This window comes from Bacillus sp. JJ1521, assembly GCF_036965165.1.
In the GTDB taxonomy this organism is placed as follows: domain Bacteria; phylum Bacillota; class Bacilli; order Bacillales; family Bacillaceae_L; genus Ferdinandcohnia.
The window spans coordinates 39,064-52,631 of sequence record NZ_JBALOX010000074.1; the positions used below are offsets into that span (position 1 = coordinate 39,064).

A 13,568-nucleotide genomic window follows, 5' to 3' on the forward strand; every position below is an offset into this window, starting at 1 on the left:
TTTAAAAATGAAAGTAGCCACAAAACGAAAACCGTCCTATGGCTACTTTTACATAAAAATCTTATACATTAAATCGGAAATGGATAACATCCCCATCTTGAACAATATATTCTTTACCTTCAAGACGTACCTTACCTGCTTCACGTGCAGCATTCATAGAGCCACCTGCAAGCAAGTCCTCATATGAGACCGTCTCCGCGCGAATAAACCCTCTCTCAAAATCAGTGTGAATAATCCCTGCACATTGAGGTGCTTTCATACCTTTTCTGAACGTCCACGCTCTTACCTCTTGTACACCTGCAGTAAAATAAGTAGCAAGGCCTAATAAGTGATACGCAGTACGAATTAATTGGTCGAGCCCAGATTCTTCAATTCCAAGCTCTTCAAGGAACATCTCCTTTTCTTCCCCTTCAAGCTCCACAATTTCAGACTCAATCTTCGCACAAATAACAATTACCTCAGCATTTTCCTTTTCTGCAAACTCACGAACTAATTGAACATACTCATTTGAAGAAGGATCTGCTACATCATCTTCACCAACATTGGCAACGTATAAAACTTGTTTACTTGTTAGTAAGTGCATTCCCTTTACATATTTCATTTGTTCTTCCGTAAATTCAATCGCACGAGCAGGTTGTTCATTTTCAAATGCTTCTTTTAACATCACAAGCACTTCATGCTCTGCAACAGCATCTTTATCCTTTTGCTTAGCAAGTTTCCCAACACGGTCAATACGCTTATCCACTGATTCAAGGTCTGCTAATATCAACTCTAGATTGATTGTCTCAATATCCGAAATCGGGTCTACCTTACCAGCAACGTGAGTAATATTGTCGTCCGCAAAACAACGAACAACATGACAAATCGCATCAACCTGGCGGATATGAGATAAGAATTTATTGCCAAGACCTTCTCCTTTACTCGCACCTTTTACGATCCCTGCAATATCTGTGAACTCAAAGGTTGTTGGAACAGTCTTTTTGGGTTGTACTAATTCTGTTAATTTATTTAAACGTTCATCTGGCACTTCAACAATCCCCACATTTGGGTCGATTGTACAGAACGGATAGTTCGCTGATTCTGCGCCTGCTTGTGTAATTGCATTAAAAAGAGTTGATTTTCCAACGTTTGGAAGACCAACGATTCCTGCTGTTAACGCCATTGATTATTCCACTCCTCTTATCCGTAACATACTAACTAGCCTTCAACAATTATAGATATTCCTTATAAAAAATACAAGCCGTTTAGGCTTATTCGACTTTAGGTGAGATTATCAAATATTCTATTCTTTCACCTTCTCAATTCCGACAAGGCAATCATATAAAGTACTACCAAGTCCATTATCGGAAACCTGATGAGAGGTAAGCTGGTTCACACTGCCACCAAATATATGCCACTGCCCTTCATCAATACAAACAATATTCGGTGCTGAATCCTTTAAAATCTGGACTTTTCCTGTAATTTCACCACGATCATTAAACACCCTCACCCTATCATTTGCTTCAAGACCTTTTTGTTCTGCAATATCCTTCGAAATTTCAACCTTTACCGATTGCAATCCTTCAATCAAATGATAATTTTGTGAATGATTCGAGCGCAAAGGATGAATCGTTAATAACGAATATGGATATCTTGTTGCTAAATCTTGGTCTGAATGAATTGATTCTCTCGGATACGAAATTTTCAAACGCCCATCATACCCTTTTATTTCCCCTAGTGAGGAAGTAAACTCAAATTTCCCAGACGGGGTTGTAAATTGTAAATCATGCCAAGGAACAAGCTGTACTGGAAGTGGAACATGACTTTTCTCTTTAATCAATTCAAAAGTAATTCCTTCATCCTGTAATGAACCTATTCCCATTTTTATAAATTCTTCTCTCGTATAGTCAAAATCATCGCCAAAACCTAACCTTTTTGCTAATTCCGTCCAAATCCATACATCTGATTTTGCCTCACCACGAGCTTCGACTAGCTTTGGACCATAATTGACAAAGTGATGAAACATAGATGAATAATAGATATCTTCTTCCTCAAAAACAGTCGCAGAAGGAAGCACATAATCCGCTAATCTTGCTGTATCAGTCATAAACTGTTCAAGTACAACTACTGTGTCTACCGACTGAAAAGCCTCCTGCACAAGAGCTGTATTTGGTACTTGTGTTAACGGATTCCCACACGACACCATAATCATTTTTATTGGCGGTTCTGAAGCCGTTAAGATTTTTTCCGCTTGTTCAGTCATTACAAATGCTCTAGATTCTTTCTTCCTTTCAGGAAGTGTCAATGCCGCACTATCAAAGCTTTGACCAACCTGTGTATTACCAAAGTTAGCTCCACCACCAGGAATCCCAACATTCCCACTAACTGCAATTAGGGCATCAATTAAACGGATTGTATTACCCCCATTAGCGTAACGCTGCATTCCTAATCCCATATAGGTCGTTGTTGGACCATCACTATAAATGTAGGCTAAATTTGTAATTGTTTCACGTGGAACATTGGTTACTTTCTCTATTTGTTCCATTGAAATGGATTGTAGAATATCCATTAAGTCTTCAAAACCAACTGAATTCTTTTCAATAAAATTTTTATCTTGCAGTCCTAAACGAAGCAATTCCTTCATTATTCCAATCGCTAAAAACCCATCCATTCCTGGGGTAATGGAGATATATGAATTTGCAATTTTAGCCGTACCATTATAGATAGGATCAATGACAATTAGATTGACCCCCTTCTTTTTCACTTCCTGTAAGTAACCAAAAAGATGCATATTCGTGCGTGTTACATTTCTTCCCCAAATAATGACATTTTTACTATTGTATATATCATCGGGAGCATGACTGGCTGCATTTCCAAAATCCCAATTTTGAGCTTCAATTCCTGAACCCCAACATATGCTGCCAATTAGTTCGGTCGCTCCGCCAAAACAATTAAAAAACCGATCCGGAATTTTCGTTAAAAGTCCTCCATTTGCATAGTCATGACTGTGCAACACAGCAGTGGAACCATATTTCTGTCTCACTTCTGCAAGTTTTGCTGAAACTTCCTTTAAAGCCTGTTCCCACGTAATTCTATGAAACTCTCCATTTATTTTTTTCATAGGATAAAGAATCCGTTCATCGGAGTTTGTTCTTGCTTCTAACATACGACCTCTACCACAGATTTTCCCCTTCGTAATAGGATGTTCTTTATCACCATCAATTTTAATAATTTTCCCGTTTTCTACTTCAACGACAAAACCACAGCTATCCCAACAATTTAATGGGCAAGCAGATTTAAATGTGGTCAATCCTCTCATCTCCCCACATAGTTCCAACTTTCATATCCTATATATTATAATTCACCTCTTCAAAATTTCTAGAAAAAAGATTTAATATACCAAGGAACTTTTATCCACTAAAAAAGCACAAGGTTTTATTCCTCATGCTTTACTAAAATCTTTTTCAATTTTCGTCCGAATTCTTTTCGTGGTATGAGCACACTATGTTCGCAGCCCTCACATTTAATCCGAATATCCATCCCTAGTCGAATAATTTTCCATTTATTTGTTCCGCACGGATGAGGTTTCTTCATTTCTACAATATCATGTAATCCGTAGTCTTTATCAACCATGACATTCCACCCTTTATCCTTATTATATGAAATATTGTAACAGGAAATCATTTTAAATTGTAGCGATTTACAATTGGATAAAGCAAAATGACCGCTAATAAATACAAATTTGCGATACCATATAATGGATATAAAATTGAAACTAGGGTTGAAAAACCAAAAGTTGTAAAAGGTACCATAAGCAAAATCAAAAGAATAGAAATCATCCACAATGGCATTTTCATTTTTTCCTTAAAACGTGTGGATAATCCTAATAATCCCGATGCAGCGGTTGTGAATATTGCACCAAATAAAAGAATCGACATAATAAATACGGCTACGTAAGGGAAATTTCTTAAGATCACAAATAACGGAATTTCATATAACATGATTTCCTGTGCTATTTCAATAAGAGCCTCATTATAAATAAATGTTATAAAACCTAAAAACAATCCACTTCCAATACTTGCAACCCACGCCTCCCCTTTTGATTTCATCTCCTTTCCAATTGCGCCTAACACCGCAACAAGAGGTAAAATGTTTAGTGCCGTAAACGTAAAGGCAGATGGCCAATTGCTCTGTTCATGAAGCTCAAAGGAAAATTCCTTTCCACTAGATATTAAGAAAATAAATAAAACCGTGACTAAAAAAATAATTAAGGCAGGAATAATCGCCATATTAATAGAAACTAAACCATTAATATTCCATAAAAAAACTAAAACAAGGAGAAAGCCAAAAATTAAGATCCCCCACCAAAATGAAATATTAAACAACTCTAAAGTAGCACCACCACCTGCTAACATCACAACCGTGGTAGAAAATAAGTATAAAATAGTAATTACATCATATACATGTGAAACCTTTTCCCCTACTAATTCTTTTAAAACTGGAACAAAATGCTCTGCCTTTTTCTCAAAGCTAATTTTCATAATGATGTAGCAGCAAATGATAAAAATAAATGTAAAGAAAATGATGGCTAAGCCACTTTGCTCGCCATAAAATTGCCAAATTTCTCTTCCGGATGCATAACCTGCACCAATCGCTGTACCTAAAATCAGAAACATCCACCGAATTCCTGCCTGAAACATACAATCCCCCCACCACTCATATTCCATCTATCTGCTTTAATGAACAAATTACAAATCTAAGATTCTTTTTATTCAGATGTATAGAATCTAAGATTCTTCCGTATACTGTTACTACAGTTAAAAAGGGGTGAAAAACCTATGAATCTTAGATACAAATTATTTGACCATCTAAAAAATGAACCTTATCGAATTCCACATGATCAAGAACTAGCTGACCACCAAATTGCTTTACAAATCACTTCAATGCTTCCACCTATGAACGATCAACCAATTGTTATATTTTGTATCGGCACAGACCGTTCCACTGGCGATTGTCTTGGACCATTAATCGGCACAAAAATTACCGAAAAAAGACTGTCCCACTTTCATGTATATGGCACATTGGACGAACCTATTCATGCAGTTAATCTTCAAGAGAAAATCGAGATAATCAATCAGAAGTACTCAAACCCTTTTATCATTGGAATTGATGCCTGTTTAGGCAGATTAAAGAGTGTGGGGTCTATCACCATTGGTGAGGGTCCAATTAAGCCAGGCGCAGGCGTAAACAAGGAATTAACCCCTATCGGAGACATGCATATAACAGGAATTGTAAATGTGAGTGGATTTATGGAGTTTTTCGTCCTCCAAAACACGAGATTGAGTTTAGTTATGAAAATAGCAAATACCATTTCTAGTGGCATCTGTAAGGCTGAATTTGAGTATCTTCGAAAGATGGAGCTTGATACAATCGAGAAAGATAGATTTACCATATAAAAAAACCTCTTCTATAATAGAAGAGGTTTAAAAAATGGAACTTGCAAAATAAAGAATTGAATTCCAATAATATACCCCCGTTACAAGGATAGCTACTACTAGAATGCCAGGTAATAGATTCGCAACACGTATATTGGTTATGCCTAATAGATTTGTCCCGATTGCGACAATCATCAAGCCCCCAGCTCCTGTCATTTCAACAATAAATGTGTCCATTAACTCTGCTGGAACCCATTTATCAATTTGTGTCGCAAATAAGGCAATAGAGCCTTGGTAAAGGATGACAGGAACTGTGGAAAATAGCACACCAACACCTAACGTCGTCGTTAAAATCAAACTAGTAAAACCATCAAGAATGGACTTTGTATAAAGAACACTGTGATCATTCCGTAATCCACTATCAAGTGCCCCAATGATCGCCATTGCACCTATTACAAATATCAAGGTAGCTGTAACAAAACCCTTTGCAATCGTCCCCTCGCCTGAAGATGATCCTACTTTCTTTTCGATCCAGTTGCCTAACTTGTTTAATTTATCTTCAAGATCCCACCATTCTCCGAGAATACCGCCAAATACTAAACTAAAAATAACAATTAAAAATTGTTCGCTCTTTAGTCCCATTTGAATTCCTAATAAACAAACAGCTAGTCCGATTCCATGCATAACAGTTGTTTTTACCTTTTCGGGAATTCGGTGTAATACCTTGCCTAATAAGGTTCCGGCTGCTATACATAATCCATTTACAATTGTACCTAATAGAACCAATTTTCATTTCCCCTAAGCTTATAAATTTGTAAGTAATAAAAAACGCTGCACAGTCTTAATTTAAAAAATAAGAACATGCAGGTTTTCTATTGGTCATTATGAGATTTTTGGTGATTCTAGCAATTCAAGAATTCTTTCAAGGTCTTCATTTGAAAAGAATTCAATTTCAATTTTTCCTTTTTTCTTCGTTTGCTTAATCGTAACAGATGTACCAAAACGATCACGCAGGAAGGACTCTTGTTCTTTAATAAAGATATCTTTTTCCTTTTTTGGCGGCTTAGATGTTTCACGTGGAACATTTTGATTCACTTGATTAACCAACGCTTCTAATTGGCGAACATTAAGTTCCTCAACAATGACCTTTTCAACAATCGCATTCAACTTTTCTTTCTTTTTAAGTCCTAATAGCGTACGCCCATGCCCCATGGACAATTTACCTTCAGAAATGAAGTTCTGTACATGTTTAGGAAGAGATAAAAGACGAAGATGGTTTGCAATATGCGGTCTACTTTTTCCTACTCTTTTTGCAAGCTGTTCTTGAGTTAATTTCAAATGGTCCAATAGGGATTGGTAAGCAAATGCCTCTTCTATAGGTGATAAATCTTCACGCTGTAGATTTTCAAGCAATGCAATCTCCATCATTTGCTGTTCGTTTAATTCACGAACAACGACAGGAACTGTAGTTAGCTTAGCTTCTTTTGCAGCACGGTAACGCCTTTCACCCGCTACAATTTCAAATCCTTTAATGCTTTTTCGAACTATTATAGGCTGTAAAATCCCATGTGTAAGGATAGATTCCTTTAGTTCAGCAATTGCCTCTGGCTCAAATGTCTTTCTTGGTTGATATGGATTCGGACGTAATTGATTCAGTTTAATCTCTTGGACAACCTCTTCCTTCCCTGCTTCCATCGATGGGAATAAAGCATTAACACCTTTACCTAACCCTTTAGCCATTCACAATCACTTCCTTTGCAAGATCTAAGTATACTTCAGCACCTCTTGATTTTGGATCATAGATGATGATTGGTTCTCCGTGACTCGGAGCTTCACTTAATCGTACATTTCTTGGAATAATTGTTTTATATACTTTATCTTGGAAATACTTTTTCACTTCTTCAATAACCTGAATACCTAAATTTGTTCTAGCATCAAGCATAGTAAGAAGTACTCCATCAATCATTAAATCACTATTAAGATGTTTCTGAACCAAACGAATTGTATTTAATAGTTGACTTAGCCCCTCTAGAGCGTAATATTCACACTGAACTGGAATAATTACTGTATCAGAAGCTGTTAAAGCATTTAATGTTAACAGTCCTAATGATGGTGGACAGTCAATAATTATATAGTCATATTGGTCTCTAACTTCATCTAAGGCTCTTTTAAGACGAACCTCGCGAGAAATCGTTGGCACTAATTCAATTTCAGCACCCGCTAATTGGATCGTTGCTGGAATCATATATAAATTTTCAACTGTAGTTGGAACTGTAACATCCTTCGCTTCTACATCATCAACAAGCACATCATAAATACACTGATTTACATTTGCCTTTTCTATGCCACAGCCACTTGTTGCATTCCCTTGAGGGTCAATGTCGACAAGTAAAACCTTCTTTCCGACATAAGCCAAACAAGCACTAAGGTTAACAGAAGTAGTTGTTTTCCCTACTCCACCTTTTTGGTTTGAGATTGAGATGATTTTCCCCACGATGTCACCTACTTTCAATTTTAAACTACTTTTTTCTACATTTTTTTACAAAGTGAGGACTTTATAAAACTATTACTATCACTTTTTCTATTCTATCATGAAAAAATGATAGGGTTTATCTTTTTTTATAAAAAATGTTCCACGTGAAACATTTTTTATAAAAATTAAATATTTATTGCTGTGTCATAGTCTTGATTTTAGTTTTGTAGAGCTAATTCAAAAAAAATTCCCTTACCGCGTGTAGGGCAAGGAAATGGATTTGTTTATTTATTTTTAGGAATTCGAATTGTAAATTGGATATAGTCGTCAAATTCTTCTTCTTCTGTATTTAAATTGACTCCACTTTCCTCAACCATTGTTAATGATTGACGAATCGTATTCATCGCGATTCTCATATCTCGACTTACTGCTTTAAATTTAGGCTTTGGTCGTTTTTGTTCCTTTTCTAATTCAAGGATTCTATCGACGCGATCTTCCGTTTGCTTAACATTAAGCTGTTTTTCAATAATGTCATGCATAAGCTTAATTTGCTTTTCTGGATCCTTAAGAGGGATTAAAGCTCTCGCATGACGCTCTGTAAGCTTCTTTTGCATAAGCATTTGTTGGACTTCTTCAGGCAACTTTAATAAACGCAGCTTATTGGCGATTGTCGACTGACCTTTCCCTAATCGCTGAGCTAACGCTTCTTGTGTAAGATTATGTAATTCTAGTAATCTAGCATAAGCATACGCTTCTTCAATCGCTGATAATTCTTCTCGTTGTAGATTCTCGATCAACGCAACGGATGCAGTTTCTGCATCATTGAATTCTTTGATGATTGCTGGAATTGTCTCCCATTCAAGAGTTTGAACGGCTCTCCAACGTCGTTCACCAGCAATAATTTCATACTGGTTATCAGTAAATTGTCGAACAACAATTGGTTGAATGATTCCATGTGTACGTATGGTTAATGCAAGCTCTTTAATTTTATCCTCTGCAAAAACAGTTCTCGGTTGATATCGGTTTGGAACAATCTCATTTATCGGAATTTGTCGAACTTCCTCCAGCTGTGTCTCTTCATCATCTATTGAATCTTCTAATAGAGTTTCTACCACCTGGTCCTGATTCACTTGTTGTTTATCATCTTTTTCACCGATACTGAATAACCGCGAAAATGGATGCTTCATAATTCCACCACCCCTTAGAACTCCCACTAATCAAATGCGCCATGGCGTATTTGTGCCCGATTTTTTTAGGCCCACACGATGTGGGTTACAAAGACGCTACCACAGGATGTGGCGCTCTTAGTCTTTGATCCTTTGCTCGAAAAACTTCCACTGAAAAATCGTGGCATCCGCCAGATGCTTAACTTTATTTAGCAACGTGTTGAACGCTTCACGTATATCGTGACACCGTACATTCTTCTTACCACTTAGATAAGTAGAAAATTTTGCTGAATAAAGTTAATAATTCTCTATTTTCTCTCTCATTCCTTCTATTATAACATGAATTTTACAAAAATCTTACTATCTTTCTACTAATTCATGTAGTTAAAAAGTATATGTGTAATAAATCGTTCACCCTTCATTACTTAATGGGTGAACGATTTGGTGTCCCTGGTTTACGAGGGTATTTTTTGGGCGTTGGTTTCTTCTTCTCAATGATTACGATATTACGATCACTATTTTCCATCGGCAATAAGAAGTGGTGTACATCTTTTACATGACCGCCTAGTGTTGTGATAGCTTTCTTGCCATCTTCTATCTCATCCGCAACAGATGCAGCCTTCATCGCGATAAATGCTCCATTTACCTTTACAAGCGGCAAGCATAATTCACTTAATACCGACATTCTAGCAACAGCTCTTGCCATTACAATATCAAACGATTCACGAATTTCTCCCTTTTGCCCAAAGGTTTCAGCTCGATCATGATAAAATGTCACATTTTCAAGCCTAAGCTCCTTAGAAAGCTCATTGAGGAAGGTAATACGTTTTTGCAATGAATCAACAATTGAGATTTTTAAATTTGGATAACAGATTTTTAGAGGGATACTTGGGAATCCTGCACCCGCTCCAACGTCACAAATCGAATATTCCTTTGTAAAATCAAAATAAAATGCAGCTGAAATAGAATCATAAAAATGCTTTAAATATACCTCAGGCTTATCTGTAATCGCTGTAAGGTTCATTTTTTCGTTCCATTCAACTAATAATTTGTAATAGGTTTCAAACTGATTCAGTTGGATTGGAGAAAGAGAAATCCCCTTCTCCTCCAACATCGATGTAAATAATGAGGTGTCCATTTTGTGTTTCCTTCCAATTTTAATCAAATACACCTTGGAATTACTAGAAAAATGTTAGTTTACTCGTGCGATTTTCCCTTGCTCAAGGTATACGAGCAGTATGGAAATATCAGCTGGATTTACTCCTGAAATCCTAGAGGCTTGAGCAATAGATAAAGGATGCACTTCTTTTAAGTTTGCTTTTGCTTCATTTGCTAAACCAGAAATAGCGTCATAATCAATATTTTCTGGGATTTTTTTGTCTTCCATTCGCTTTAATTTATCAACTTGTTGTAAAGATTTTTGAATATAGCCTTCATACTTGATTTGGATTTCAATTTGTTCCGCAACATCAGGATGAATCTCTAGATCGCTAGGAGCTAATTTGCGAATATGCTCATACGTCATCTCAGGTCGTTTTAACAAATCAGATGCTAAAATGCCATCCTTCAATTCACTTCCACCAACTGAACGGATTAGCTCTTGTACTTCGTCTGTTGGTTTAATTCGAATACCTTGAAGACGTTCCATTTCCTGTTCAATTGCTGCTTTTTTATCTAAGAACTTTTGATATCGATCTTCAGAAATTAACCCAATATCATGACCAAGCTCAGTTAGACGTAAATCTGCATTGTCATGACGAAGGAGTAAACGATATTCCGCACGAGAAGTTAATAGACGATAAGGCTCAGCTGTACCCTTTGTAACCAAATCATCAATAAGAACACCGATATAAGCATCTGAACGACTTAAAATGACTTCCTCTTTATCAAGTGCACGGCGTCCCGCATTAATACCAGCCATAATCCCTTGGGCTGAAGCTTCCTCATATCCAGACGTTCCATTAATTTGACCGGCAGAATAGAGATTTTTAATTTTTTTCGTTTCAAGTGTAGGCCAAAGCTGCGTTGGAATGATTGCATCATATTCAATTGCATACCCTGGTCTCATCATTTGTGCATTCTCAAGGCCTGGAACGGATGAAATCAATTGATGTTGGACATCCTCAGGTAAGCTTGTAGAAAGTCCTTGAACATAGACCTCCTGCGTGTTTCTTCCTTCTGGCTCAAGGAAAATTTGATGTCTTGGCTTGTCATGGAATCGCACTACCTTATCCTCAATTGATGGGCAGTAACGGGGACCGGACCCTTTAATCATTCCAGAATACATAGGGGAACGATGTAAATTTGCATCAATGATTTGGTGTGTTTTTTCACTTGTATAGGTTAACCAGCATGGGAGCTGATCAGTAATATATTTAGTCGTTTCATACGAAAAAGCTCTTGGTGTTTCATCACCAGGTTGGATTTCTGTTTTACTATAGTCAATCGTATGACTGTTGACACGTGGTGGTGTACCTGTCTTAAAACGTACTAAATTAAAGCCTAAATCCTCGAGATGCTCAGACAATTTAATAGACGGTTGTTGGTTATTTGGTCCACTAGAATACTTTAATTCCCCAATAATGATTTCACCGCGTAAAAATGTGCCTGTTGTAATCACAACTGTTTTGGCATGATATACTGCACCCGTTTTTGTAATTACACCTTTACACACATCGTCCTCAACAATTAAACGTTCCACCATTCCTTGAACAAGGGTTAAATTGGGTTCATTTTCTAAAGTTCTCTTCATTTCGTGTTGGTATGAAAACTTGTCTGCTTGTGCACGTAATGCACGGACGGCCGGACCCTTTCCTGTGTTCAGCATTCTCATTTGAATATGTGTTTTATCAATATTTTTTGCCATTTCCCCACCTAAGGCATCAATTTCACGGACAACTGTACCTTTTGCTGGTCCACCAATAGATGGATTACATGGCATAAACGCAACCATATCTAAATTTATTGTAATCATCAGCGTTTTCGCGCCTAGACGAGCTGAAGCTAAACCTGCTTCAGAGCCCGCATGCCCTGCACCAATGACGATGACATCGTAATTTCCGGCATCAAAGCTCAATGTTACTTCCTCCCTTTTCATCCCATTTACATTTTAGAAATGAGATTTGAATAAAGTTTCTATTTTCCTAAACAAAATTGTGAAAATAACTGATTGATTAAGCTCTCGTGTACAGCATCCCCGACAATTTCCCCTAATAGCTCCCATGTTCGGGTTAAATCTATTTGAACCATATCAATTGGTAGATCAGACTCCACCCCTGAAATGGCATCTTCAATTGATTTTTTTGCTTGCGTTAACAAGGCAATATGACGAGAATTAGAAACATATGTTAAATCATTTGCTTCGACATTTCCAGTAAAAAATAAGGAGGAAATAGCTTCTTCTAAAGCATCTACCCCTTTTTCTTCTAACAATGAGGTTGTAACAATTGGATCGTCTTTAGCAAGCTCCTTAACCTTTTCCATATTAATCATTTGCGGAAGGTCTGTTTTATTAATGATGACGATTGTTTCCATACCTGAAACGGCTTCAAATAAACGCTCGTCCTCAACCGTAAACTCATCCCCATAGTTTAACACAAGTAAAATAAGATCTGCTTTTTTCAAAACCTCGCGAGAACGCTCGACACCAATGCGTTCCACAATATCCTCCGTTTCACGGATTCCAGCTGTATCGACAAGACGTAATGGAACACCACGTACATTGACATATTCTTCGATCACATCACGCGTTGTTCCCGGGATATCTGTTACAATTGCCTTATTTTCATGAACTAAACTATTTAATAAAGATGATTTACCTACATTCGGCCTACCTATAATAACAGTAGATAAGCCTTCTCGTAAAATTTTCCCTTGGTTAGAGGTTTCTAATAATTTTTTGACTTCATCGTGTACCTTATTGGCTTTTTCAAGTAGCACACGATGAGTCATTTCTTCAACGTCATCATACTCCGGATAATCAATATTTACTTCAATATGTGCTAATGTCTCAAGCAATTCCTGACGCAAACGATTAATAAGGGTAGATAATCTACCTTCCATTTGACCAATTGCAACATTCATCGCACGGTCGGTCTTTGCGCGGATTAAATCCATTACTGCTTCTGCCTGTGAGAGGTCTATCCGACCATTTAAAAAGGCCCGCTTTGTAAATTCTCCAGGTTCCGCTAATCTTGCCCCATTTGTAAGAACAAGCTGGAGGACTCGGTTAACCGAAACTAGTCCACCATGACAATTGATTTCAATTACATCCTCCCTTGTGAAAGTCTTTGGTCCTCTCATCAAGGTAAGCATTACTTCTTCTACAACTTGTTTCGTATCTGGATCTACAATATGTCCATAATGGATTGTATGTGAGTCTACCTCTTTTAAATTTTTCCCTTTAAAAACTCGATTTGCAATATCAATCGCATCATCCCCACTTAACCGGACGATTGCAATTGCTCCTTCTCCCATTGGAGTTGAAATGGCTGCTATTGTATCAAACTCCATTTT

Annotated in this window: 12 protein-coding genes; 1 reads left to right on the forward strand and 11 read right to left on the reverse strand. The window is 37.1% G+C overall.

From position 1 onward, the window contains the following. Positions 1–61 precede the first annotated feature (61 nt). The 4 genes from ychF to V7147_RS12220 all read right to left on the reverse strand — a co-directional run bounded on the left by ychF (position 62) and on the right by V7147_RS12220 (position 4,679). Positions 62–1,162 carry a redox-regulated ATPase YchF gene (gene ychF / locus V7147_RS12205; RefSeq protein ID WP_335368136.1) on the reverse strand — a complete coding sequence of 367 codons (1,101 nt, stop codon included), beginning with the start codon at positions 1,160–1,162 and terminating at the stop codon, positions 62–64. A gap of 120 nt (positions 1,163–1,282) precedes the next feature. After that, positions 1,283–3,289 carry a molybdopterin-dependent oxidoreductase gene (locus tag V7147_RS12210; protein WP_438824582.1) on the reverse strand — a complete coding sequence of 669 codons (2,007 nt, stop codon included), beginning with the start codon at positions 3,287–3,289 and terminating at the stop codon, positions 1,283–1,285. Between the two features lie 125 nt (positions 3,290–3,414). Continuing rightward, positions 3,415–3,612: a DUF951 domain-containing protein gene (locus V7147_RS12215; RefSeq protein WP_335368137.1), complete on the reverse strand. Its 198-nt coding sequence runs from the start codon at positions 3,610–3,612 to the stop codon at positions 3,415–3,417. 47 nt (positions 3,613–3,659) lie between these two features. Further along, positions 3,660–4,679 carry a YkvI family membrane protein gene (locus V7147_RS12220; protein ID WP_335368138.1) on the reverse strand — a complete coding sequence of 340 codons (1,020 nt, stop codon included), beginning with the start codon at positions 4,677–4,679 and terminating at the stop codon, positions 3,660–3,662. Positions 4,680–4,817: 138 nt separating this feature from the next. Here V7147_RS12220 and yyaC point away from each other — a divergent pair, with 138 nt between their 5' ends. Further along, positions 4,818–5,435 carry a spore protease YyaC gene (gene yyaC / locus V7147_RS12225; RefSeq protein ID WP_335368139.1) on the forward strand — a complete coding sequence of 206 codons (618 nt, stop codon included), beginning with the start codon at positions 4,818–4,820 and terminating at the stop codon, positions 5,433–5,435. Between the two features lie 27 nt (positions 5,436–5,462). Here the strand turns inward: yyaC and V7147_RS12230 are convergent, their stop codons facing one another. The 7 genes from V7147_RS12230 to mnmE form a co-directional block, all read right to left on the reverse strand. Then, positions 5,463–6,200 (reverse strand): DUF554 domain-containing protein, encoded by a 738-nt coding sequence (locus tag V7147_RS12230; RefSeq protein ID WP_335368140.1) that lies wholly within the window; start codon positions 6,198–6,200, stop codon positions 5,463–5,465. A 96-nt stretch (positions 6,201–6,296) separates the two neighbouring features. Next, the gene (locus V7147_RS12235) at positions 6,297–7,154 is read right to left on the reverse strand and encodes a ParB/RepB/Spo0J family partition protein (protein ID WP_335368141.1); all 858 of its coding nucleotides are present in this window, start codon (positions 7,152–7,154) and stop codon (positions 6,297–6,299) included. Next, the gene (locus V7147_RS12240; RefSeq protein ID WP_335368142.1) at positions 7,147–7,908 is read right to left on the reverse strand and encodes a ParA family protein; all 762 of its coding nucleotides are present in this window, start codon (positions 7,906–7,908) and stop codon (positions 7,147–7,149) included. Before V7147_RS12240 ends, V7147_RS12235 begins: the two co-directional genes overlap by 8 nt. Positions 7,909–8,171: 263 nt before the next feature. After that, the gene (noc, locus tag V7147_RS12245; RefSeq protein WP_335368143.1) at positions 8,172–9,074 is read right to left on the reverse strand and encodes a nucleoid occlusion protein; all 903 of its coding nucleotides are present in this window, start codon (positions 9,072–9,074) and stop codon (positions 8,172–8,174) included. A gap of 400 nt (positions 9,075–9,474) precedes the next feature. After that, the gene (gene rsmG / locus V7147_RS12250; protein WP_335368144.1) at positions 9,475–10,191 is read right to left on the reverse strand and encodes a 16S rRNA (guanine(527)-N(7))-methyltransferase RsmG; all 717 of its coding nucleotides are present in this window, start codon (positions 10,189–10,191) and stop codon (positions 9,475–9,477) included. A gap of 54 nt (positions 10,192–10,245) precedes the next feature. Continuing rightward, the gene (gene mnmG, locus V7147_RS12255; protein WP_438824583.1) at positions 10,246–12,150 is read right to left on the reverse strand and encodes a tRNA uridine-5-carboxymethylaminomethyl(34) synthesis enzyme MnmG; all 1,905 of its coding nucleotides are present in this window, start codon (positions 12,148–12,150) and stop codon (positions 10,246–10,248) included. 38 nt (positions 12,151–12,188) lie between these two features. After that, the gene (gene mnmE / locus V7147_RS12260) at positions 12,189–13,565 is read right to left on the reverse strand and encodes a tRNA uridine-5-carboxymethylaminomethyl(34) synthesis GTPase MnmE (protein ID WP_335368158.1); all 1,377 of its coding nucleotides are present in this window, start codon (positions 13,563–13,565) and stop codon (positions 12,189–12,191) included. Positions 13,566–13,568 lie beyond the last annotated feature (3 nt).

Bases quoted from the DNA above. Each gene is read 5' to 3' on its own strand.
- ychF (WP_335368136.1), bottom strand. From the start codon at position 1,162: ATGGCGTTAACAGCAGGAATCGTTGGTCTTCCAAACGTTGGAAAATCA.
- V7147_RS12215 (WP_335368137.1), bottom strand. From the start codon at position 3,612: ATGGTTGATAAAGACTACGGATTACATGATATTGTAGAAATGAAGAAA.
- V7147_RS12220 (WP_335368138.1), bottom strand. From the start codon at position 4,679: ATGTTTCAGGCAGGAATTCGGTGGATGTTTCTGATTTTAGGTACAGCG.
- yyaC (WP_335368139.1), top strand. From the start codon at position 4,818: ATGAATCTTAGATACAAATTATTTGACCATCTAAAAAATGAACCTTAT.
- V7147_RS12235 (WP_335368141.1), bottom strand. From the start codon at position 7,154: ATGGCTAAAGGGTTAGGTAAAGGTGTTAATGCTTTATTCCCATCGATG.
- noc (WP_335368143.1), bottom strand. From the start codon at position 9,074: ATGAAGCATCCATTTTCGCGGTTATTCAGTATCGGTGAAAAAGATGAT.
- rsmG (WP_335368144.1), bottom strand. From the start codon at position 10,191: ATGGACACCTCATTATTTACATCGATGTTGGAGGAGAAGGGGATTTCT.
- mnmG (WP_438824583.1), bottom strand. From the start codon at position 12,150: ATGAAAAGGGAGGAAGTAACATTGAGCTTTGATGCCGGAAATTACGAT.
- mnmE (WP_335368158.1), bottom strand. From the start codon at position 13,565: ATGGAGTTTGATACAATAGCAGCCATTTCAACTCCAATGGGAGAAGGA.